The 21970-nt window shown below is 60.8% G+C and carries 18 protein-coding genes; 12 read left to right on the top strand and 6 right to left on the bottom strand.

Annotated elements, in window-relative coordinates; genetic code table 11:
* The first annotated feature begins 118 nt into the window (after positions 1 to 118).
* Together ACIQJ2_RS03705 and ACIQJ2_RS03700 are read left to right on the top strand one after the other, a co-directional pair.
* A complete protein-coding gene (locus ACIQJ2_RS03705) occupies positions 119 to 499 on the top strand; it encodes a pore-forming ESAT-6 family protein (protein ID WP_199149345.1) in 381 nt (126 codons plus the stop codon).
* Between the two features lie 546 nt (positions 500 to 1045).
* Complete coding sequence (locus ACIQJ2_RS03700; protein ID WP_400665622.1) at positions 1046 to 3217, top strand: methyl-accepting chemotaxis protein; 2172 nt, start codon at positions 1046 to 1048, stop codon at positions 3215 to 3217.
* A 391-nt stretch (positions 3218 to 3608) separates the two neighbouring features.
* On the opposite strand, the gene ACIQJ2_RS03695 is transcribed toward ACIQJ2_RS03700, so the two are convergent.
* Entirely contained in the window at positions 3609 to 4511 is a 903-nt protein-coding gene (locus tag ACIQJ2_RS03695) for a LysR family transcriptional regulator (protein ID WP_400665624.1), read from the bottom strand.
* Positions 4512 to 4621: 110 nt separating this feature from the next.
* Here ACIQJ2_RS03695 and ACIQJ2_RS03690 point away from each other — a divergent pair, with 110 nt between their 5' ends.
* Both ACIQJ2_RS03690 and ACIQJ2_RS03685 read left to right on the top strand, forming a co-directional pair.
* On the top strand, positions 4622 to 5374 hold the full coding sequence (locus ACIQJ2_RS03690) for a glucose 1-dehydrogenase (protein ID WP_199149343.1): 753 nt from the start codon (positions 4622 to 4624) through the stop codon (positions 5372 to 5374).
* A gap of 28 nt (positions 5375 to 5402) precedes the next feature.
* Positions 5403 to 5777 carry a nuclear transport factor 2 family protein gene (locus ACIQJ2_RS03685; RefSeq protein ID WP_400665626.1) on the top strand — a complete coding sequence of 125 codons (375 nt, stop codon included), beginning with the start codon at positions 5403 to 5405 and terminating at the stop codon, positions 5775 to 5777.
* A gap of 126 nt (positions 5778 to 5903) precedes the next feature.
* Here the strand turns inward: ACIQJ2_RS03685 and ACIQJ2_RS03680 are convergent, their stop codons facing one another.
* The 4 genes from ACIQJ2_RS03680 to ACIQJ2_RS03665 form a co-directional block, all read right to left on the bottom strand.
* The gene (locus ACIQJ2_RS03680; protein ID WP_400665628.1) at positions 5904 to 6791 is read right to left on the bottom strand and encodes a branched-chain amino acid ABC transporter permease; all 888 of its coding nucleotides are present in this window, start codon (positions 6789 to 6791) and stop codon (positions 5904 to 5906) included.
* 21 nt (positions 6792 to 6812) lie between these two features.
* Positions 6813 to 7550, bottom strand: a complete 738-nt coding sequence (locus tag ACIQJ2_RS03675) for an ABC transporter ATP-binding protein (protein WP_246762236.1) — start codon at positions 7548 to 7550, stop codon at positions 6813 to 6815.
* Between the two features lie 97 nt (positions 7551 to 7647).
* A complete protein-coding gene (locus ACIQJ2_RS03670; RefSeq protein WP_400665631.1) occupies positions 7648 to 8802 on the bottom strand; it encodes an ABC transporter substrate-binding protein in 1155 nt (384 codons plus the stop codon).
* Positions 8803 to 8822: 20 nt separating this feature from the next.
* Positions 8823 to 10703, bottom strand: a complete 1881-nt coding sequence (locus ACIQJ2_RS03665; protein ID WP_400665633.1) for a branched-chain amino acid ABC transporter ATP-binding protein/permease — start codon at positions 10701 to 10703, stop codon at positions 8823 to 8825.
* Positions 10704 to 10871: 168 nt separating this feature from the next.
* Between ACIQJ2_RS03665 and ACIQJ2_RS03660 the strand changes: the two genes are divergently transcribed.
* Genes ACIQJ2_RS03660 through ACIQJ2_RS03640 form a run of 5 tightly spaced genes read left to right on the top strand, consistent with a single transcriptional unit; the run spans position 10872 to position 16000 of the window.
* Positions 10872 to 11753, top strand: a complete 882-nt coding sequence (locus tag ACIQJ2_RS03660) for a MurR/RpiR family transcriptional regulator (protein ID WP_199149339.1) — start codon at positions 10872 to 10874, stop codon at positions 11751 to 11753.
* 45 nt (positions 11754 to 11798) lie between these two features.
* Entirely contained in the window at positions 11799 to 12461 is a 663-nt protein-coding gene (locus tag ACIQJ2_RS03655; protein ID WP_199149338.1) for an isochorismatase family cysteine hydrolase, read from the top strand.
* Positions 12462 to 12508: 47 nt separating this feature from the next.
* Positions 12509 to 13855, top strand: coding sequence for a glutamine synthetase family protein (locus ACIQJ2_RS03650; protein ID WP_400665636.1), 1347 nt, complete (start codon positions 12509 to 12511; stop codon positions 13853 to 13855).
* A gap of 10 nt (positions 13856 to 13865) precedes the next feature.
* Positions 13866 to 14687 carry an N-formylglutamate amidohydrolase gene (locus ACIQJ2_RS03645; protein ID WP_199149336.1) on the top strand — a complete coding sequence of 274 codons (822 nt, stop codon included), beginning with the start codon at positions 13866 to 13868 and terminating at the stop codon, positions 14685 to 14687.
* Entirely contained in the window at positions 14675 to 16000 is a 1326-nt protein-coding gene (locus ACIQJ2_RS03640; protein WP_400665638.1) for an aspartate aminotransferase family protein, read from the top strand. Before ACIQJ2_RS03645 ends, ACIQJ2_RS03640 begins: the two co-directional genes overlap by 13 nt.
* 429 nt (positions 16001 to 16429) lie before the next feature.
* Here the strand turns inward: ACIQJ2_RS03640 and ACIQJ2_RS03635 are convergent, their stop codons facing one another.
* Entirely contained in the window at positions 16430 to 16582 is a 153-nt protein-coding gene (locus ACIQJ2_RS03635; protein ID WP_400746442.1) for a hypothetical protein, read from the bottom strand.
* Between ACIQJ2_RS03635 and ACIQJ2_RS03630 the strand changes: the two genes are divergently transcribed.
* From ACIQJ2_RS03630 to ACIQJ2_RS03620, 3 genes are all read left to right on the top strand, one after another.
* Positions 16565 to 20461 carry a Pls/PosA family non-ribosomal peptide synthetase gene (locus tag ACIQJ2_RS03630; RefSeq protein ID WP_400746439.1) on the top strand — a complete coding sequence of 1299 codons (3897 nt, stop codon included), beginning with the start codon at positions 16565 to 16567 and terminating at the stop codon, positions 20459 to 20461. The two genes, ACIQJ2_RS03635 and ACIQJ2_RS03630, sit on opposite strands and share 18 nt — an antisense overlap.
* On the top strand, positions 20458 to 21108 hold the full coding sequence (locus ACIQJ2_RS03625; protein ID WP_400665640.1) for a 4'-phosphopantetheinyl transferase: 651 nt from the start codon (positions 20458 to 20460) through the stop codon (positions 21106 to 21108). Before ACIQJ2_RS03630 ends, ACIQJ2_RS03625 begins: the two co-directional genes overlap by 4 nt.
* A 304-nt stretch (positions 21109 to 21412) precedes the next feature.
* Entirely contained in the window at positions 21413 to 21898 is a 486-nt protein-coding gene (locus tag ACIQJ2_RS03620; protein WP_400665642.1) for a GNAT family N-acetyltransferase, read from the top strand.
* The last annotated feature ends 72 nt before the right edge of the window (positions 21899 to 21970 follow it).

Raw genomic sequence — 21970 nt, 5'->3', positions numbered from 1 at the left:
GCACCCTCGGAAAAAGAACGCTCAAGTTGCCGAACGGCGAAACTTTTGCCCCTTAAACCCTTGTCTTCCACACGATCCAGGATAAATCCCAGCATATTGAAGCAATCAGGAGTTTTATATGCGAAAGATTATTCTGACCGGCATCGCAGCCCTTGGATTTGCCGCACCGGCTTTTGCGCAGGCAACAAGCGATCAGATGGAAATGGCATACAATTCGGCGCGTAATCAGCTGGGCATCCTGAAATATTGCCAGACCAGCGGCCACATTGACGGCGCAGCCATTGCGATCCAGGAAAAAATGGTCGCCCTCATCCCCGCACCCTCAGACAAAGCGAAGGGCGATGCCGCTGAAGCAGAAGGCGCGAAGGGCAAGATCTCCGCCATGGGCATAAGCCAGGATCTGGCAGCCTCGGCAAAAGCACAGAACGTGACTGAAAAGCAGATCTGCGAAACGATTGCCAACGCCGTGAACCAGGCTGGCGCGCAGCTTCCGAAGTGATTTAAAAAGCTGTGGCAGCCAAGGCTGCCACAGCTTTGTCGACATTGAGACTGAAGACGGTCGCGCCGATGGCTTTGCCGTCCGGTCTCAATCCGAGCGTAGTGCTGCTTGCGCTCCCGGGCCACGAGCTGCGTTGCTCCAGTTGAACCCGACAAATCCGGCTCGGTTCTCCGCAATGGCCTTCCCAGGATCTCCCAATAGTTTCGTGATTTTGGTCGCCTGCCGAGACGCGGCCATTCGAGGGGTTCTCGAGGGCCGAAGGCTCCCCTCCCAATGCGAAAAGCACCCATCTCGCGCCGTTAGCGCTCGAATATCGGAGTGGTGGAGACGGTGTCGCTGCTCACCGATACGAATAGGCCATCTTCGCGAGCGTGCAGCAAGTGCGAATTCGAGCCAATGGCGTGTCTCTCGACGGGCAATGACACCGTCAGAATGTTATCACTATATCATATACGCCAACTGTTGTTTCCGATAACGCACAATTAAGGATATTCTTCTATCGATGCTCTCCTCCCCAATAGGTAGTAGAGCAGCAAGTGGTTCGGAATGTCCAAGTTCTCGTTGCAACAACTCCTTTACCTCATCGCAGCCGCGCCGCTTCTCGCCTTCCTTTGGCTAGGCATGCAGGTCGTGTCACAAGCCTATGACAAATACTCCGTCATCGAGCGCCAGATGGTGGTGCAGCATCTGGCGGAAGCCGGCCGCAAGATTGCGCAGGCATTGCCGGCCGAGGATTTTTCGACGCCCGAAACGCGAGCGCGCCAGCGGGCCGTGACGGATGAGGCGCTTGCCAACCTTCTTGCGGCTTTCGAGGCATGGAGATCGGCGGGCAACACCGACAAGACGATCGAAAACGACGTCGGGATCATCCGCTCGAAATTGGCGGGACTTCCGGAATACCGCCGTCACGTGGACACGAACGGTGAAGTGGACAGCAGCGAGGCACTGACCGTGTTGCAGCCGGCCTCTGCCGCCGGGCTCGACCTCGTGCGCCGCTCCGCCGCGACCATCGACGACCTTGGGCTTGCCCGGCTGATCGACGGCTATCACGCCCTGTTACAGGTGGGTGATGCCGGTCAGATCGAGGTCAATTTTGGCAAGCAGTTCCTCGGCGGAACGCCGTTGACACAGGATGACCTTGCCTTCCTGCTGCATGCGCGCAACTTGCGCGACACTTACGGCCAGAAGATCGAAGAATTTCTTCCGCGTACCCAGGTGGAAAAGCTCTCCGCCTTCCATGCCGGCCCGCAAGGTCTCTTCCTGGAAAAGACCATGCAGGCCATGTACCGGAACGAGACCGTGACGGCGGATGCCAGGGCAGTCGCTGAATGGCTTTCGGCCACCAATGCGCAAACAGAACTTGTGAACACCGTTGTCGACGAGACCTCGGCTCTTCTCGAGCGCCTGACCAGCGAGCGGATCACCCATCTCAAGTGGCAGCTGGAATCCGTGTTGATGCTTTCAATAGGCATCTTCCTCGCCGCGATGGCCCTCTGCCTATCGACCGTTCGCGTCGTTTCGAAGATGGTTCGCTCCATCTGCCAACGCATGATGGGTCTTGCGCAGGGCGAAACGGCCGAGCCCGTTCCCTTCGTGCAACGCCGCGATCTCGTCGGGGAGATGGCTCGTTGCGTCGATGTGTTTCGCGACGCCGCAAAGCGCAATACCGAACTGGAAGCGGAAGCGGAACAGAGCCGCCGCAATGCCGATCTGGAGCGCCAGCGCATCGAGCGCGAGGCCGCCGAGCAGGCGGAGAGCCGCCTGCAGGCGGCAACAGGCTCGCTCGCCGCCGGCCTCAATCGTCTCGCCTCCGGCGATCTCCTATGCGAAATCTCCGATAGATTCGCTACGCAATTCGAGCCGCTGCGCCACGATTTCAATGGTTCCGTCCGTCAGTTGCGGACGGCGCTGTCGACCGTAGGCCAGGCGGTGAAAGTCGTGCATGGCGGCAGCAGCGAGATTTCCGCCGCCTCCGACAACCTCGCCAAGCGCACCGAGGCACAGGCCGCCTCGCTGGAGGAGACAGCAGCCGCACTGGAGGAAATCAGCGCCAATGTCCGCGCCACCTCGCAGCGCACCGGCGAGGTTCGCGACCTCGTCAGCGAGACCCGCGGCAATGCCCGTAAATTCAGCACGGTGGCTGAAGATGCGATCCGGGCGATGCAGGGTATCGAGACCTCGTCGCAGCAGATCGGCCAGATCATCGCCGTCATCGACGAAATCGCCTTTCAAACCAACCTCCTCGCCCTCAATGCCGGCGTGGAAGCAGCGCGGGCGGGCGATGCAGGCAGAGGTTTCGCAGTCGTTGCTCATGAGGTTCGCGAGCTGGCGCAACGCGCCGCAACCGCCGCCAAGGAGATCAAGACGCTGATCAACGCCTCGCGCGAGCGGGTGGTGGATGGCGTAAAGCTCGTCGGCGCGACCGGTGAGGGCCTGGGCGCAATTTCCGAACTCGTCCAGTCGATTCATGACCATATGGATGCCATCGCAATGGCCGCCAAGGAACAATCCAGCGGGCTGCAGCAGGTCAACACCGCGGTCAACATCATGGACCAGGCCACGCAAAGCAACGCGGCAATGGTTGAAGAGATGACGGCTTCTGCCACGTGTCTCGTTCAGGAGGCTCAGGGCCTGTCGTCGATGCTGGAGAAGTTCGTGACGGCTGCCGATATCGGCCGGGATCACCGTATGGCAAATCGGAGCGCACGCGCAGCCTAAAGCGTTTCCGGGAAGAGTGCGTAACGGCCCTCCATCCGCAACGCACAAGAAATCAGGATACGGAGCGCTTCTGCGATTCAAGGAGAAAGCGGAGGCGCTCAACTTACGACAGCTGAGCGTTCAACGGGGCCGACAGATCCTTGTTATGGATGCTTCGACTCCGTCGATGTTCAAACTTCGGTAGGCGATTGCTCTAGCCCAAGCCAAAACTTCGCGGCGGCAAGGACGGCCGGCCCTCGACAATCGCTTCCGCTCAAGGCTGTCGATATCGTGCCAATCTCGCCGGCGGCAAAGGACACCGGTCAGACTTATGTACGTTCAGAGGCATGTCGCAGGCGGCGACATCCGCCAACTGGCGCCACCAGCGAGTTTCAAAGGGGATGACGAAGATCTACCGCGTCAAGGCATCGCGCGGAAATGCGGCGGCGAGGCAGTCGATGAATTTTCGAACGGCAGGGGGAAGGCCGCGTCGCGTGGTGAAGACCAGATGCACCTGGCCCCGCATTCCCCTCCATGCCGGCAGCACCCGGACCAGCGACCCTGCCTCAAGCGCCTGCCGGCATGTGTGGTCCGGGAGGAGCGCGACACCCAGGCCTGCGACCGCCGCGGACCGCACCGCCGAGAAATCGGCACAACCAATTCGCGGCGCATGGCGAAGAACATGTGCGCGGCCGTCATCCGTCGCCAGGTGCCAATCGATATCAACGTGATCGTCACTGGTCGCCAGTGTCGGAAAACGCCCGAGATCCTCGACATCGGCGATCCTGCTGGCAAGCTGCGGCGTGGCTACGAGAATACGAATGGATTCTCCCAGCGACCGCATGGTGAGCGATGCATCGCTGTCGAGCGAGGTCCGAACACGCAACGCTACGTCGATCCGTTCTTCGATGAGATCGACCGGCCGATCGATCGCTACAAGTTGCAGGCGAACCTTGGGATAACGATCCAGAAACTGTGTGACAAGCGTTGAGATCGCCTCGATGAGCCCTGTCGGACAACTCATACGCACGACGCCGTACGGCTCCGATTGCGCCTCGGCCACCAGAGCTTCCGCACGATCTGCCTCCATCTGCATGGCCTTGCAGCGCTCATAGAAACTTTGACCGATGTCCGTCACCCTGAAACGGCGACTCGATCGCTCGATCAGACGGACGCCAAGCCGCGCCTCCAGCGCGGCGACACGGCGGCTCAGCTTCGATTTTGGCTCGCGCAGCGCGCGGCCCGCCGCGGCAAAGCCGCCATGCGCAACCACTTCGGCAAAGTAAGCCAGATCATTCAAGTCAGCGCGCATCATCGTTCCTTTTTCAGAACGCTAAGTATCATAATTGCCGACTGTTAGCATCATCGTTCTACTGACATGCTCTTTTTCGACGGACGAACACGCCGCTACAAAGGAGAAACACAATGACAAACAGGTTCGCAAACAAGGTTGTGGTGATATCGGGCGGCACGAGCGGCATCGGTCTCGCCACTGCGAAAGCTTTTTCTGCCGAAGGTGCCTCGGTTTTCATCACCGGTCGCCGCAAGGAAACGCTGGACGCCGCCGTCCGGGAAATCGGCGGCCGCATCACCGGCATACAGGGCGACATGAGTCGTCTCGCCGATATCGATCGCCTCTACGACGCCGTACAGCAGAAGCATTCCAGCATCGACATTGTTTTTGCCAATGCGGGAGGCGGCGAATTCGCTCCGCTCGGGGCAATCTCGGAAGACCACTATCAGAAGACCTTCGACACCAACGTGAAGGGAACCCTGTTCACCGTTCAGAAGGCGCTGCCGCTGTTACGCGACGGCGCGTCGATCATCCTCACTTCCTCGACAACAAGCATTTCCGGCACTCCGGCCTTCAGCGTTTATTCAGCTACCAAGGCGGCGATCCGCAGCTTCGCCCGCAACTGGATCCTCGACCTGAAAGACCGCCGCATCCGGGTCAATGCGATCAGCCCCGGCGTCACAGAAACCGCGGGCCTCAACGAACTCTTCGGGGGCGGCGATCAGGCTGAGGGCACGAAGAATTATCTCGCCGAACAGATCCCCATCGGTCGCATCGGCAAGCCAGAAGAAATCGCCAAGGCGGTGCTCTTCCTCGCCTCCGAAGATGCAAGCTTCATCAACGGCATCGAGCTCTTCGTCGATGGCGGCCATGTGCAGATCTGACCGCTCATCCTTTCAATGGAGAAAAGCCATGCCCTACGATATCGCCACCCTGCTTACCCGCAATCTTCACGAAATTTTCGGTGAAGGTGACGACGCCCGTCGTCGTGCCACAGCGGAAGAAATCTTCACGGAAGATGCCGTATTCTACGAACCAAACGGCGTCACGCGCGGACGCGACGAGATCGTGCGCGTCGCCGGCGTGATCCGTGCCACACATCCGGACTTTCAATACACGGTCTTGCGAGCCCCCGAAGTTCTTCACGGGCGATCCGGGCGCGTCCAATGGGTTTCTGGCCCGCCCGGTGCGCCACCCGCATATGCCGGCACGGATGTCGTGATCGCGACCCATGGCAGGATTGCGGAAATCCATCTATTCTTTGACGCGTTGCCGGCGGCTACGTGAATAGGGACCTCAGCCGTTCACGCGGTATGAGCCTCGTCGGCTGAGGAAGAAGACGCGGTTGGCGGCGCAAGGCCTTCGGCCATGTGCGGTGCGGACTATCGGCGAAGCGAGGCTCCGATCTTTCGATCAGAGCTTCACGATCGTCTTGCGGGCAAGCAGCCCCTGCGGCGCGAACAACAGAACTGCGATCACGAGCAGGATGGTGAAGGCATCGCGATAACTCAGCAGACTGTCGGGCAAATAGGCCTGGAGAAACACCTCGATAAAGCCGAGCAGGAAGCCGCCGGCAACAGCACCCGAAAGGCTGCCGAGGCCACCGATGATAGCGGCGATGAAGGCCTTGAGCACCGGCAGGAAGCCCATCAGCGGATCGACGCTGCCGCGCTGCGCCACCCAGAGAATGCCGGCAACACCAGCCAGAAGGCCCGAAATCGCAAAGGCAGTGGCGACGACTGCATTGGCGCGGATACCCATGAGCCGCACGATAGCGAAATCCTCGGAGGCCGCGCGCATGGCCCGGCCAAGCACAGTGGTCCGCAAGAAGAGGTTCAGCCCCGCCAACATGATGAAGGTCACCAGGATCGAAATGCCCTGGATGATACCGATATGCAACCCGGCAATCTCGATCGTACCGGAAAGGCTCATCGGCATCGGTACCGGCTTCGGGCGAGCCGAAACGAAATTCTGGAAGAGCACGCGCAAGATGGCGCTGACCGCAAAGCTGGTCAGAAGCAGGGTGGTGCCGCTCGCCCCGCGAACCGGCCGGAAGGCTGTGCGCTCCATCAGGAGCACAAGCAGGATCGCGACCGCCAGCGCCACAATGATTGCCACGCCGAAAGGCAGGCCGATGATCAACGCAAAGCAGAGACCATAGCCGGCCGCCGTCATAAGCTCGCCATGGGCGAAGTTGATCAGGCCCATGATCGAGAAGACGACGGCAAGACCCAGTGCCAGAAGCGCATAGGTGCCGCCGAGGCTGAGCGCGTTGACCAGCTGCTGCAGAAACATGTCCATGAGATGAAGTCCCTTTGCCGGTCACGCGCCCAGATAGGCGCCCTGGATTTCAGTGGAATTGCGAAGGTCGGCCGCAGAGCCCGAAAGTACGATCCTGCCATTGGCCATCACGTAACCGCTATCGGCGATCTCAAGCGAGAGAGAGACGTTCTGCTCCACGAGCAGGATCGTCAGCCCGCGCTCGCGCAGGCCCGAGATGAGTTCGAAGATCTGGTCGACGATCTGCGGGGCAAGACCGAGCGACGGCTCGTCCAGCAGCAGAAGATCAGGCGAAGACATCATCGAGCGGGCAATGGCCAGCATCTGCTGCTCGCCGCCGGACAGCGATCCCGCCTTTTGATGCAAACGCTCCTTCAGGATCGGGAAGCGCGACAGCATGTCTTCGCGCACGGCATCGATGGCCCCTCGCCCCTTATGCATGGCGCCGCCGAGAAGAAGATGCTCGTCGACGCTGAGGCTTGGAAAGATGCGCCGTCCCTCCGGCGTAAGCGTCATGCCCATGCGGACGATCGTCTCAGGCGGAAGTGCGGAAATGTCCTTGCCTCCGAATGTCACCTTGCCGGCCTTCTTCGCAGCGAGGCCGACAAGCGCATTGAGGGTCGAGCTCTTGCCGGCGCCGTTTGCGCCAAGCAATGTCACGATCTGACCCTTGCGAACCTGGAGATCGACACTCTTCAGAGCCTCGACGGGGCCATAGGCAACCTTCAGCCCGCTCACTTCAAGCAAGGGGTCCTGGTCGGAAATTCTACTCATCATCATCGGGCAAATCCTTGCCGCAGCCGCTGCGCCTGAGCCATTGAACGAATTCGTTTCGGTGACGTGCCCCCGGCAAAACTCCGCGGGCACGTCATCCAGATCACGGGGAAGGAACATCCGCAGCGTTCGGGACACCCTGGCTGACCAGCGAACGCTTGCCGCCATCGATGCGGACCAGCGAGACCGAACGCAACGGCATTCCCTTGGTGCCGGCATAGGTAATGGCGCCGGTCACGCCCTTTACGCCTTCGAGAGAGGCGACCGCATCGCGGATTGCCGTCGGCTCGACGCTGCCGGCCTTGGTAGCGGCCGCTTCGATGACCTTGCCCAGATCATAGCCATTGGCGATGTAGACCGTATCCGGGTCCTGTCCGAACTTCGCCTTGTATTTCGCGTTGAAGGCGGCGAGCGGGCTGCCGTCGACAGCAAAGCCGGCGGTGGTGAAGACGACACCGTCGACAAGCGCGCCAAGGCCGAATGTCGTAGGTGAATCGATCCCATCGCTGCCGAGGATCGGCGTGTTGACGCCTGCACCACGCAGCTGGCGGATGAAGGCCGGGAAATCAGGCTCATAGGCAGCCGTCATGATGACGTCGGGTGCCGGGTTCAGAGCCTTGATCTTCGTCACCTCGGCGCTGAAGTCCTGCTGGCCCATGGCGAAAGTGCCTTCGCCAACCATCTCGCCACCCTTTGCCTTGAAACTGGTGGCAAAATATTCCGGCAGTTTCAGCGTATAGGCGGTGTCCGGCGATTTCAGAATATAGGCCTTCTTGAAGCCCTTGTCCTTGGCGTAGCCTGCGAGAACGGCGGCCTGAACGTTATCCGCGGGATAGTTTCCGAACATGTAGTCGCCGACCGCCAGCGGCATGGTCGGTGTCGTCGCACAGAACGAGAAGGTCGGGATATGTGCCGCCTGGGTGATCTGGCCGGCTGCGATCGAAGGATCGGCATCGCACGGCGTGATCAGGATGCTGATGCCCTGATCGACAAGCTCTTGTGCAACGAGAGCTGTCTGCCCGGCATCCGAGCGAGTGTCCTTGGCGACGAGCTTGATCGGGAATTTGCCCGCGATGCCGCCAGCCGCATTGATCTCGTCGACCGCCATCTGTAGGCCCTTGAGCGACGGCTGGTCGTAGGGAGCGAGAGTGCCGGTCTGCGCCGTGGCTAGGCCGACCACGAGATCGTCTGCCAGGGCTGGAAGAGCCATGGCGCCAAACGCGCTTGACAGGAAAAGAACCTTCATTGCCGATTTCATTATTATTCTCCTCTGGATTGTTATGCTGTCTTGCCGCTCGTATGCGGATCGAGATTGAGTAAAGGGGCCTCGGTTTTGGGTGGCTCGTGCTTTGCCGTTGAGCGGCGACGGCCGATATAGGCCTCGATGACAGCAGGATTCGACTGGATCTCGGCCGGCGTACCGATGGCGATCTGCTGCCCCTTGTTCAGGACCACGACGACATCGCACAGGCGCATGATGAGCTTGAGGTCGTGCTCGACCACGAGGAGGCCAAGACGATACTTCGTGCGGATCCGGTCCAGCACGGCCATCAATTCCATCGTCTCCGCAGGGTTCATGCCGGCGGCCGGCTCGTCGAGCAGCAGATAGCGGGGCTTCAGGGCCAGAGCGCGGGCAATTTCGAGACGACGCTGCGCACCATAAGAGAGTGTCCCCGCCAGCTGGTCGGCGACGTCGCCGAGGCCAACCTCAAAGAGCGCTTCGCGGGCAAGATCGACGGGATCTGCGCCATCGCGCGCGACCGCGCTTGCGGCAACCGTGACATTTTCCAGCGCCGTCAGGTTCTTGAAGAGGCGGATATTCTGGAAGGTACGCGCAAGGCCGGCGATCGGCACGCGATGAACCGGCAGCGAGGCAACATCGACGCCGCCGACGGTCACCCGTCCAGTCGATGGCGGCACGACGCCAGAGATGCTGTTGATCAGTGTCGATTTGCCGGCGCCGTTCGGGCCGATCAGGCCGGTGACCAGGCCCGGACGAACTTCGAAATTGGCATCCTCGAGCGCAACGAGCCCGGAAAACCGCTTGCCGACATTTTCCACCCGCAGCACGTCGCCTTCAATGCTGGCTGCTTCCGTTGTGGCGGACGTCGCGGCCGACTGCGCCTTCCCGGCAGCCAGGCGTTTTAGGAACGGCAGCTGCTCGTCGATCTCGCGCACCCCGAGAAGGCCGTCCTGCAGGCGATACATCACCAGCAGGATCGCCAAACCAATGCCGATATCGGTCAGGCCGAAGACGGTCGGCAAGGAAAAAAAGCCAAGATCGACGCCGCCTTCGAGCTTCCTGAGCAATTCGACGATCACCATGATGACCGCAGTACCGATGACAGCACCGGAAACGGTGGTGATGCCGCCGAGGATCAACATGGCGAGCAACAGGAAGGTCAGGTTGAAGTAGAAATCCTTCGGCGAGAAGGCACCGATGAAATGACCGAGCAGCACCCCGGCCGCGCCGGACAGAACGGCGCCGAGAACCCAGGCGAGAAAACGATGCAGCCGCACATTCACGCCGACAGCGGTGGAGGCGATTTCGTCCTCACGCGAGGCGCGCAGCTTCATGCCCACACTTGAATCGCGGTAGATGCGCGCAATCGCCACGGCAATGATCGCGAAGGGCAACGCCATCCAGATGTTCACCGCACGCGGTATGCCGAAGAAGGTCTGGCTGCCGCGGGTGAAATCGCTCGACGCGACAAGCACGACATGGACGATCACCAGAAAGCCGAGCGTGCAGATCGAGGCCGATGATCCGGCAAGCCGCGCCACTGGAATACCAATCGCAATCGCCACCAGCGCCACGACGACGAGAGCGACCAAAAGGGCTGGAATGAACGGTAGACCCCATCCCGTCAACCAAACCGGCAGATGCGGCAGGGCCGTTTTCTGTATGATCGGGCTGATGGTCAGTAGCCCGGCAGCATAGGCGCCGATCGCCATGAAGCCGGTATTGCCGAACGAGATGATACCGGAATTGCCGCTATAGACGGATGTACCAATCACGGCGACGACGTAGATCAGGAACAGCGTTACCAGCCGTTCGCCGCCTCCCGGAAAGAGGCTTGCCGCCACGAGGGTCGCAATGACCAGAGGGAGCACCGTCGCAATGATCCCGACGACGGTCCCACGCCTTATGCGCACCATCAGAATTCTCCCGATTTTTTAGACCCAGGTTTTTTGGGCCGTTCCCGCAACAAACGTTAGTCGAGAAAATCAATATGTCAATCTTGTTTCAATTTCTGTTGACTGATAGCAATAATGTAACAAAATGAAGATCAGCGGACCAACGCCGATCGCAGGGGGAGATAGGAAGTGACCATTCGAGATCGCCTCACCGAAGGGGGCATCGATTTTACCCGCGCCGAACTCAAGATCGTCCGGCAGCTGCTGTCGAACTATCCGGCGGCCGCGCTCAATACCGTGGCCAATCTCGCCGCGGCAGCCGACGTCAGCAATCCGACGGTCGTACGTTTCGCCAACAAGTTGGGGTATGAGGGCTATGCGGAATTCCAGGCCGCGTTGCTCGACGAAGTGCAGGAACGCATGAGTTCGCCACTGTCGATGCTCGACACCCGCAAGCCCTCACTCGAACAGGAAAATTTCTATCAGTACTTCATGGGCGCCAGCATTCACGCGCTGGAATCGTCGATGCACATGTTGCCGCCCCACGATTTCGAGGCTGCGATCGACATGGCCGCTGATCTCAATCTCAGGGTTCACTGTCTCGGCGGTCGCTTCAGCGGCTTCATGGCCGGGCTTCTCTGGGCCCACATGAAGCAATTACGTCCGGACACTCGCTGGATCAACGGTTCACAGGCCGATCAGGTCGACCACTTGGTCGACTTCGGCAAGCGCGACGTCCTCTTCGTTTACGACTACCGGCGCTATCAGAACGATACGATCCGTTTTGCCCGGCAGGCGGCAAAGCAGGGTGCAAAGATCGTGCTGTTCACCGATCGATGGCTCTCGCCCATCGCGCAGTTCGCCTCCGTCACCCTGACGTCAACAGTCGATACGGTGTCGCCTTACGACACGATGGTTCCGGCTATCGCGCAGACCGAAGCCCTGATTGCCGGCCTTACCGCGCGGCTTGCAACGCAATCCCGCCAGCGGATCGAACGCATGGAAGAATTGCGCCGCAGCTACGCCATTACCGAAGACGCCTACACCACGGCAGTCGGCAGCGGGACGTGAGATCCCGCGACAACGACGAAACGAGATTTCCTCTGGAGGACAGACATGGGCATGATTGAAGTACAGTACGGCAAGGATCTGCTGCGGCGCGACAGCGCCTACGAACCCGGCATGACCAGCGTGCTTTTTGTCGATATGCAGCGCATCTGGTGCGAGCCGAACCTTGATCCGACGCATCCACAGGATGCCGACAGCTACTATCACCGTCGCCTGCGCGATACGGTGGTCCCGAACCAGGTTCGTATCCTCGACGCGGCCCGCAAGGCCGGCTGCAACGTGCTGCACACGATCATCGAAAGCCTGACGCTCGACGGCCGCGACCGCTCGCTCGATCACAAGCTTTCCGATATGCACGTACCGAAGGGTTCGCCGGAAGGCCAGGTAATCGACGCACTGAAGCCGATCGACAACGAGATCATCCTGCCGAAAACATCCTCCGGCGTCTTCAACTCGACCAACATCGACTACGTGCTGCGCAACCTTAACACCCGCTATCTCATCATTGCCGGCGTCGTGACCGATCAGTGCGTCGACATGGCCGTGCGCGATGCCGCCGACCGCGGCTATCTGGTGACCGTGGTTGCGGATGCCTGCGCCACCTATAGCCAGGAACGCCATGAAGGCGCTCTTCGCGCCTATTCCGGCTATTGCTGGACCACAGATACCGAAACCGTTGTCGACCGCCTGAAAGGCCTCGCCGCAGCGTGATGTCCGCCGGCGCAGCTCCATAGGCAGACACGAAACAAGGGGAACTCATGAGCGACAACAGCAACGGCAAGGCAACCTCCGACCTGATGGAGCTTGCCACCTTCGTCACCACCGATATCGCCGGCATCACCCGAGGCCGCAGCTTTGCTGCCTCGGAAATCGACAGCTACCTGCGCAAGGGCGTCGGCTGGGTGCCCGCCAATCTGGCACTGACGCCATTCGACCTGATTGCCGATCCCAACCCATGGGGCTCATCCGGCGATCTCCGGCTGATCGCAGATCCCGACAGCAAGGCGCGCGTCACCTGCCTGCCCGATGTCACACCGCTGCATTTCTATCACTCCGATATCACCAATCTGAAGGGCGAGCCCTGGGAATGCTGCGTACGCAGCTTCCTGAAGGCCACGATTTCGGAATTCGAAAGCGAGGCCGGGCTCAAGGTTGTCGCAGCGGTCGAACAGGAGTTTCAGCTTCTCGGCGTCGACTGGCCGGCGGCTCCCTCCTTCGGTCTGCGCGCGCAGCGCCGCGCCGAACCGTTCGGCCCGCTGCTGATGACCGCGCTGAAGGAGGCCGGCGCAGAGCCGGAAATGTTCCTGCCGGAATACGGCAAGGATCAATTCGAAATCACCTGCCGCCCCGCGCCTGCACTTGCCGCCGCCGACAGAGGCGCGACCATTCGCGCCGTCACCAAGGAAGTGGCAGCGCTCTTCGGCTGGAATGCGAGTTTTGCACCGAAAACCGACCCCAATGGCGTCGGCAACGGCGTGCACCTGCATGTGAGCTTCACCGATCTTGAGGGCAAACCAGTCACCTTCGATGCGTCAAGGCCTGGCCGGCTTTCCAAGGTCGCTGGCTCGTTTGCCGCCGGCGTCATCAAGCATCTGCCGGCACTTGCGGCATTTACGGCGCCCTCGGTGCTCTCCTACATGCGCCTCGTGCCGCATCACTGGAGCGCCGCCTTTACCTGCCTTGGCGAAAAGAACCGCGAGGCCACATTGCGCATCTGCCCGACACTGGATTTGCCGGGCAGCGATCCCGCCAAACAGTTCAATATGGAGTATCGCGCCGCCGACGCCTGCGCCAGTCCGCACCTGTCGCTGGCCGTCGTCCTCAAGGCCGGCCTCGAAGGCATTCGGGCGGGGCTCGAGCAACCGCCATTGATCAATTCGGACCCTTCGAACTTCTCGGCGGAAGAACAGGCCAAGCTCGGCATCCGCCGCCTGCCGGCAAGCCTTTCCGAGGCCCTCGATACGCTGGCCGCCGACGAAACCGTGACCGGCTGGTTCTCCAAGGACTTCCTCGATTGCTACTTTGCCATGAAGCGCAAGGAGATCGAGATCGTCGCAGATCTTTCTCCCGAAGCGCTCTGCGCCCGTTACGCCTCCGTATATTGATGGATGGATCATGACTTCGACTACGGCCATCAAACGCCCGGAAAACCGGTGGCGACACGACCCGCAGCTGCCGCTGCTTGCGATCGACGAACCGCCGCCTTATGCGGTCGTCAACCCTGACGGCAGCTCGCCCTACCTGCTTTTGTGCGAACACGCATCCAACCGCATCCCGCGGGCGCTCGGTGATCTCGGCCTGCCGGAGAACGAACGCCGGCGCCACATTGCCTGGGACATCGGCGTCTCGGCTCTTGCCCAATATCTGAGCCAGACGCTCGACGCGCCCTTGTTCATGGCCAACTACTCTCGCCTTGTGATCGATTGCAATCGACCCCTCGGCGCGCCCACCGCCATTCCGGAGATTAGCGAGACCACCACCGTCCCGGGCAATCTCGATCTGAGCGCCGCCGAAAAGGCAAATCGCGTCGACAGCCTGTTCAAGCCCTTCGCCGATGCGATCTCGAGGCGGCTGGATCTGAGGCAGGCCGAAGGCAAGCGGACGCTGGTCGTCGGCATCCACAGCTTCACGCCAGTCTACTTCGGCAACCCGCGCCCTTGGCAGGCCGGCATCCTCTATCGGGATGCCGAACCCTTCGCCCGGTCGCTGATCCGCTCGCTGAGCGCGGATCCCGATCTCACCATCGGCGACAATGAGCCCTACAACATTCATCCGGACGAAGACTACACAGTTCCGGTGCATGCGGATGGGCGGGGGCTCCCCGGCGCCCTGATTGAAGTGCGCCACGACCTGATCGACACACTCGCCGGCGTAAACCACTGGGGAGCCTGCCTCACCCGCTGCCTTGAAACCGCGCTGGAGGAATGCCCGGAATGACGAAAGCGCTCTACGAACGCGATGGCAAGGCCATCGGCTCCTTGCAGAAGCTGCGCTTTTTTCCTCTCGCTATCACCGGAGGCAAAGGCGCGACGCTGATCGAGGAAAGCGGTCGGGAGCTCATCGATTTTTCCGGAGCATGGGGTGCCGCGAGCCTTGGCTATGGTCATCCAGCAATTGTCGACGCTGTGTCGCACGCGGTCGCCAATCCCGCTGGCGCCAGCATTCTGTCGGCTTCGAACGAACCGGCCGTGGCGCTGGCCGAAAAGCTGCTGGCGTCCTTTCCTGGCGAAGGCACACATAAGGTTTGGTTCGGCCACTCCGGTTCGGACGCCAACGAGGCAGTCTCTCGAGCCGTGACGGAGGCGACCGGCCGCACCGGCCTCATCTCCTTTACCGGCGCCTATCACGGCTGCACCGTCGGCTCTATGGCATTCTCCGGCCATACCGTGCAGGCGGGAGCCGCAAAGGCGGAAGGTTTGCTGCAACTTCCTTACCCTGATCCCTATCGGCCCTACCGCGACGACCCAACCGGCGACGCTGTTCTCGAGCTTTTCCAGGCGAAGCTGAAAGAGGCCGCGCCCAAATCCTTTGCCGCGGCTTTCATCGAGCCGATCCTGTCGGATGGTGGCGTGATCGTGCCGCCCGAAGGCTTCCTCCGGAAGTTTGCGGCTCTGTGCCGGGAGCACGATATCCTCGTCGTATGCGACGAGGTAAAGGTCGGCCTCGGTCGCAGCGGAAAGCTGCATTGCTTCGAGCACGAGGGCTTCGTCCCGGATATCCTGGTTCTTGGGAAAGGCCTGGGCGGCGGCGTGCCGCTCTCGGCCGTCATCGCGCCGGCCGGAATTCTCGACTGTGCAAGTGCCTTTGCCATGCAGACCTTGCATGGGAATCCGGTCTGCGCAGCCGCCGGCCTCGCTGTTCTCGACACGATCGAGAAAGAGAACCTTGCCGATGCGGCCGGGCGGAAGGGGCAAACACTGCGCCGCGCATTGCTGCGGCTAGCCGACAAGCACGCGCTCATCGGCGATGTACGCGGCCGAGGACTCGCCTGCGGCGTCGAACTCACTGAAGAGAGCAACAACCGTATTCCGGCCAAACGCGAAACGGCAAAGCTCATCTATCGCGCCTACGAGCTCGGACTGGTACTCTACTATGTCGGCATGAGCGGAAATGTTCTGGAGATCACGCCGCCGCTGACGATTACCGAGGACGAGATCAACCAGGCGGTCGATATCCTCAACCAGGCTTTCACCGACATCTCCAACGGCCTCGTGCCGGATTCGATCGTCGAAGGCTTCGCCGCCTGGTAGCGACCGCTCTCGAGGGAGCCCTGAAAACCCAAAGATTTATCGCGGCTTGGGTCGGAAAGGCGACCCAGCTCGTGTTTGGCTTGACGATAGGCTGAAAACGCCAGATTGTGTCAGGTGCCTGCACAATCCCAACCTGAGTTAGGTTGCGGTGGGGAAATTGTTGTCGCGGGCACAAGGATCCTGGAACCTGAACGAGGAGCGACATGGTCCTCAGCGGTAGACTGATACCCATGCGATGGCCGCCAAATGCCGGTTCTACGCGCCTGCGCGAAGCGTTCGCGCCACTACGCGGCACAAAAGGTTACTTTTTTTTAATATGCCGCAAAATCCACTTTCCTTTTGCCTGGGTAGCTCGTAAGCCGCCTGCGCTGCAGCCGCCCTTGGCGCCGCCGGACACGGCAAGCAGACGCAATTTTGGAAATCAATGAATCAGGGACCGAAATGCACGGCCAGGCTCAGGACGTTATTGAAATAGTCGGGAAAGGCCGCGCGCCGCAGATCCTGCGCGGTCCTGATTCGATCCTCAAAGGCCGACCCGATGAGCGGCTTTCCCGCGTCTTCGAAATGCTGGTCGATGTCCACGGCCCCTCTCCTGCCGTCATCGATAATGGCCGCGTCTGGACCTATCGCGAGATGGACGCTCAAGCCAACCGGTTCGCTCGACTGATCATCGAGCGTGGCGTCAAGCCAGGCGACCGGGTGGCGCTGCTTCTCGATCGTTCAGCCGAGACCTATATTACCATCCTGGCCGTGATGAAGGCCGGTGCCGCCTTCGTGCCCCTAGCGCCCGCCTTCCCGGAAGAGCGCATGGCACTGATCGTCGAGGATGCCGGCGTCAGCCTCGTCATCACCGTTCCCGACTATGCCACACGCGCGGCAGGACTTTCCGTGCCTCACGTCGTCATCGACGGGAACTATTCCGAGATCGCCGGATATGCCGACACGCCGCCGGACGTGGCAGCGACGGACGACGAAACCTGCTATATCCTCTATACCTCGGGCACGACCGGCCGGCCGAAGGGCGTTGCCGTACGCCATCAGAGCATCTGCAACTTCGTGCGCATCGCCGCAGAGGCCTACGGCTACCGGCCGGGTGACCGCGTCTATCAGGGCATGACCATCGCCTTCGACTTCTCGACCGAGGAGATTTGGGTACCTTTCGCCGCAGGCGCTACCGTGGTGCCTGCACCTGGTCGCATGACCCTCGTCGGCGAAGAGCTGGGAGATTTCCTGCGCGCCAATGCCATCACCTGCATGGCCTGTTCGCCGACGCTGCTTTCTTCGATCGAAAGCGACGTACCGACGCTCCGCGCCATCCTGGTGGGCGGCGAGGCCTGTCCGCACAATCTCGTAACGCGCTGGTCGAAGGACGGGCGGCAGATCCTCAACACCTACGGCCCGACGGAAGCGACCGTTACCGCGACCATGGGATATCTGACGCCGGAGCGCCCGGTGACTATCGGCGCGCCTCTGCCGACCTACTCGATCGTCATCCTCGACGCGCAGTCGCCGAAGCTTTCGGAACCGGGTGAACTCGGCGAGATCGGCATTGCCGGCATCGGCCTTGCGGTCGGCTATCTCAACCGTCCGGACCTTACCGAACAGAAATTCATTCCGGATTTCGTCGGCCTGCCCAACAACCCCTCGCAGCGGATCTACCGCACCGGCGATCTCGGCCGTATCAATAGCGATGGGGAGATCGAATATCACGGCCGCATAGACACGCAGGTCAAGATCCGTGGCTATCGCATCGAGCTCGGCGAGATCGAGGCGGTTCTCCTCGACCAGCCAGGCATTGCCCAGGCCGCTGTCACGACATGGGAGATCGAGCCCGGCCGTGTCGAACTCGTTGGATACTATGCGCTGAAGATTGGCGTCGATGCCATTGCCCGAGGCGATCTTGCCAGAGAACTGCGCCGCCGCCTGCCCGACTATATGGTCCCTTCGTTCCTGGAAGAGTTGCCGGCATTGCCAATGACGGTCTCCGACAAGGTGGACACGCGCAAGCTTCCCAAGCCTGCCAGCCTGAGGCTCGGCACGGAACGCAAGGAAATTCTGCCGTCAACCGACGACCAGCGTTTCATGACGGAGGCCTTGCGCGAAGTTCTGAAGATCGACGACATCTATGTCGAGGATCACTTCTTCGACGATCTCGGCGCCAATTCGCTGCTGATGGCCCGCTTCTGCGCCAAGCTGCGCACGCGCAAGGAGTGGGCAACCACTTCGATGCGCGACATCTATATGCATCCGACCGTCGCCGCCCTCGCGCAGCATCTGCACGGACCCGAGGAAGAAGTGGCAGCTGTCGAGGAGACATGCCTGACGCATCGTGCCTCGAATTTCGCTTATTGGACCTGCGGTGTGGGGCAGCTCGCCTTTTACGGCCTCTACAGCTACTTCAGCCTTTGGCTGCTGAACTACGGTCTCAACTGGGTCTACGACATGCTCGATGATCCGGTGCAGCTCTACCTGCGCTGCGCCATCCTGTCGGCTGCCGTTTTCTTCGGCATGTCCGGCTTTGCGGTGCTGATGAAATGGCTGCTGATCGGCCGTTGGAAGGCAGAGAGCTTCCCGATCTGGGGCTTGCGTTATTATCGTTTCTGGGTGGTGCAGACACTCATCCGCACGGCGCCGGTCGTGCTCTTCCGCGGCAGCCCGCTTTACAGCCTCTATCTGCGCATGCTCGGCGCGCGGCTCGGCCGCAACACCACCATCGAGTGCCGCACCATTCCGGTGTGCACGGACCTGATCTCGGTCGGCGAGAATTCGATCCTGCGCAAGGAATCGACGCTTCTCGGCTACCGCGCCCAGGCCGGCTATATCCATACCGGTCGGATTGCCATTGGCCGCGATGCCTTCGTCGGCCTCGGCTGTGTCATCGATATCGACACCTCGATCGGCGATCGCGCCCAGCTCGGCCACGCTTCGTCGCTTCGGCGCGGCCAGCATATTCCAAACGATGACCATTGGCACGGCTCGCCCGCGGTCTCGACCTCGGCGGACTATTGCAAGGTCCATGGCGTTACGCTTTCGAGAACGCGCCGTATTCTCTATGACACGGTGCAGCTCATCACCATGTTCGCGCTCGTCACGCCGTTTCCGCTGCTGTTCCAGACCTATTGGCAGAATGTCAGCGACGACTACCAGGAAACAATCGGTATCGTCGCCATCGGCACGACCATCACGCTCTTCGGCGCCATCGCGCTGGCAATTCTCGCCGCACTGGCCGTACCGCGTCTGTTCAGCCTCGTTCTCAAGCCCGGACGCACCTACAGGCTCTATGGCTTCCATTTCTGGCTGCAGTCCATCGTCGAGGTGTGCACCAACATACGCCTCGTCAACCTGCTGTTCGGCGACAGTTCGGCTGTCGTGCACTATATCCGGGCGCTCGGCTGGAATCTCAATGAAGTCGTGCAGACAGGCTCGAACTTCGGCAGCAACCAGCAGCAGGACAATCCGTTGATGTGCGAAATCGGCAGCGGCACGATGGTGTCGGACGGCCTCTACATGATCAACATCCACAAATCGGCCTCCACCTTCCGGCTGGAACACACCAAGGTCGGCGAGCGCAACTATTTCGGCAACAACATCTTCTATCCGCCGGATGGCAAGACCGGCGAGAACTGCCTGCTTGGCACGAAGGTCATGGTGCCGGTCGACGGTGTGCTGCGCGAAAATGTCGGCCTGCTCGGCTCCCCGCCCTTCGAAATCCCGCGCATGGTCAAGCGCGACAAGGAACTGATCCAGGGGGTCAGCGACGAGGATCGCCGCGCCCGTCTGCCCCATAAGAATCGCCATAATTTCGCGACCGCGCTGATGTTCCTCGCGACCCAGTGGGTAGCACTGTTCGTGACGCTGACGATCTGGGACCGGGCCCTGAACTACTATACGGAATGGGCACAGACGGCGCTCTTCGTCGCAGTCGTGCTGACGGCAGGCCTCACGATACCCCTGTATATTTTCGTGGAGTGGGCGAGCCTTGGCTTCCGTCGCCTTCGGCCGCAGATGACGACCATCTACGACATCACCTTCTGGCGGCACGAGCGCCATTGGAAGCTGGCCGATTCCCCGATCGTCCGCCTGTTTGCCGGCACACCTTTCCGCCCGATGATCCTGCGTGCACTCGGCGTCAAGGTCGGCCGGCGCGTCTATGACGGCGGTTCGAACCTGACGGAACGCTCGCTGGTGGAAATCGGCGATGATGCCACGCTGAACGAAGGCTGCGTCATCCAGGCGCACTCGCTGGAGGAAGGCGCCTTCAAGTCGGATTACATCCGCATCGGCAACGGCTGCACGCTGAGCCCCGCCGCTTTCATCCATTATGGCGTGACCATGGGCGACGGCTCCATCGCCGACGTAGACAGCTTCATCATGAAGGGCGAAATCCTTGAGCCGTACTCGATCTGGCGCGGCAACCCCGCCAAGCTGCATTCCTTCGTCAGGCCGGTCGCCGACGCATGAGCGGCGATGCGCCCCTCCGCCAGGCGGAAACGGCGCTGCTCGCAGAAATAACGATGCTGGCGCCATCCGGCGTCGGCATTGGCTGCCGCTTAATCCGAAGCGGCGATGAAAATCTGCTGCTGCAGAAAGAAGCGCGCAGCATCCTTTCGCGCCGGCTCGATGCACGGCGCGCAAGCGGCGCTGCACGCGCGATCGCCCGACAATTGCTGACGAACGAAGGGATTAAGGACGCCGTCATCGAGCGCGCGACTTCGGGCGCGCCCCTCTGGCCGGCCGGTTTTGTCGGCTCCCTCGCCCATGATGAGGTTGTTGCCGTCGCTGCCGTGGGGCGAACAACCGATGTCCTCTCGCTTGGGATCGATGTCGAGCCCGCAGAACCTCTGCCCGAGGACGTCGCCGCCATCGTACGGACCTCTGATGACATCCTGGCCGGTATCGACGAGCGCCTTGCGTCTCGCCTGCTGTTCGGTGTCAAGGAGGCCGTCTACAAAGCCAGCTATCCGCTTGATGGCATTGTCCTTGGCTACGAGCACATTGCCGTCGATCTCAAGGCCCGCAATGCTGTTACCGTCAGCGGCCGCAAAGTGTGGTTTTCATACTGCCTTTCCCCCCGGATCGTCGTTCTTGCCAACGTACCGCTGTCGTAGCGGGGCCAACCATCACTCAATTCCCGATGTCATGACCTGGCGGTACTGGGATGGTATCATCGCCAAGACATTGAATAGGATCGGAGGGACTTGAAACCCGGTTCGAGAAGCTGCCGCCCGGCGCGGAGAGGTTGAACTATTGGACTGGCAAAGATTGCGCCCAAATTTCGCCTTATGGTTTTATTTCAATGATGATGCTCGCTGACGCAATTGCTTGTTGCTATGCATGGATCCTGGATCGTCAGCGAACGAGACGAACGACGGCGCTATTGCCGGATCAGCTATCCCAAATTGGAAAACGATCATGACCGAGCAACCAACTTCGGCCTCAGAAATCTCCCTGCGCCGCGTTACCATGGCAACCGTCAGCGATGTCTGCGACTTGAGTCTGACGCTCACCGCAGTCCAGCGCGACAAGGTTGCCGACAACAGCGTCTCCATCGCTGAAGCGCATTTTTCAGAAAATGCCTGGTTCCGCGCAATCTACGCGGATGACACACTGGTGGGCTTCGTGATGCTGCATATCGGTTCCGACTACGATGTCATCGATTGCCCAGGCGCTTTCCTTTGGCGCTTCATGATCGCAGGACCTTATCAGCGCATGGGTTTCGGCGAAAAGGCGATCGCGCTCGTCGCGCGTGAGATGAAAGCACGCGGATTTGCAGAATTGTTCACCTGTTATGTCGTCGGCGAAGGCAGTCCCGAGGGTTTCTACAAGCGTCTCGGCTTCGTGCCGACAGGCGAGGTCTTTGAAGACGAGATCGAACTGGTATTGAAATTCACGGCTTGAGCAGCCCTGCGACTTCTATCGTCGAGATGATCGGCCAGGGAGCGGCCACACCGACCGCTGCATCGAAGCATA

Source organism: Rhizobium sp. NPDC092011, assembly GCF_044756305.1.
In the GTDB taxonomy this organism is placed as follows: Bacteria; Pseudomonadota; Alphaproteobacteria; order Rhizobiales; family Rhizobiaceae; genus Rhizobium.
The sequence above is the reverse complement of the archived record's forward strand: the minus strand, read 5'-3'. Positions and strand labels throughout refer to the sequence as shown.

What these genes read in the sequence shown, in the direction of transcription:
- ACIQJ2_RS03685 (WP_400665626.1), top strand. Translation starts at nt 5,403, where the DNA reads ATGCCCTACGATATCGCCACCCTGCTTACCCGCAATCTTCACGAAATT.
- ACIQJ2_RS03675 (WP_246762236.1), bottom strand. Translation starts at nt 7,550, where the DNA reads ATGATGATGAGTAGAATTTCCGACCAGGACCCCTTGCTTGAAGTGAGC.
- ACIQJ2_RS03700 (WP_400665622.1), top strand. Translation starts at nt 1,046, where the DNA reads ATGTCCAAGTTCTCGTTGCAACAACTCCTTTACCTCATCGCAGCCGCG.
- ACIQJ2_RS03640 (WP_400665638.1), top strand. Translation starts at nt 14,675, where the DNA reads ATGCCCGGAATGACGAAAGCGCTCTACGAACGCGATGGCAAGGCCATC.
- ACIQJ2_RS03625 (WP_400665640.1), top strand. Translation starts at nt 20,458, where the DNA reads ATGAGCGGCGATGCGCCCCTCCGCCAGGCGGAAACGGCGCTGCTCGCA.
- ACIQJ2_RS03690 (WP_199149343.1), top strand. Translation starts at nt 4,622, where the DNA reads ATGACAAACAGGTTCGCAAACAAGGTTGTGGTGATATCGGGCGGCACG.
- ACIQJ2_RS03630 (WP_400746439.1), top strand. Translation starts at nt 16,565, where the DNA reads ATGCTGGTCGATGTCCACGGCCCCTCTCCTGCCGTCATCGATAATGGC.
- ACIQJ2_RS03670 (WP_400665631.1), bottom strand. Translation starts at nt 8,802, where the DNA reads ATGAAATCGGCAATGAAGGTTCTTTTCCTGTCAAGCGCGTTTGGCGCC.
- ACIQJ2_RS03645 (WP_199149336.1), top strand. Translation starts at nt 13,866, where the DNA reads ATGACTTCGACTACGGCCATCAAACGCCCGGAAAACCGGTGGCGACAC.
- ACIQJ2_RS03680 (WP_400665628.1), bottom strand. Translation starts at nt 6,791, where the DNA reads ATGGACATGTTTCTGCAGCAGCTGGTCAACGCGCTCAGCCTCGGCGGC.
- ACIQJ2_RS03655 (WP_199149338.1), top strand. Translation starts at nt 11,799, where the DNA reads ATGGGCATGATTGAAGTACAGTACGGCAAGGATCTGCTGCGGCGCGAC.
- ACIQJ2_RS03620 (WP_400665642.1), top strand. Translation starts at nt 21,413, where the DNA reads ATGACCGAGCAACCAACTTCGGCCTCAGAAATCTCCCTGCGCCGCGTT.
- ACIQJ2_RS03665 (WP_400665633.1), bottom strand. Translation starts at nt 10,703, where the DNA reads ATGGTGCGCATAAGGCGTGGGACCGTCGTCGGGATCATTGCGACGGTG.
- ACIQJ2_RS03705 (WP_199149345.1), top strand. Translation starts at nt 119, where the DNA reads ATGCGAAAGATTATTCTGACCGGCATCGCAGCCCTTGGATTTGCCGCA.
- ACIQJ2_RS03695 (WP_400665624.1), bottom strand. Translation starts at nt 4,511, where the DNA reads ATGATGCGCGCTGACTTGAATGATCTGGCTTACTTTGCCGAAGTGGTT.
- ACIQJ2_RS03650 (WP_400665636.1), top strand. Translation starts at nt 12,509, where the DNA reads ATGAGCGACAACAGCAACGGCAAGGCAACCTCCGACCTGATGGAGCTT.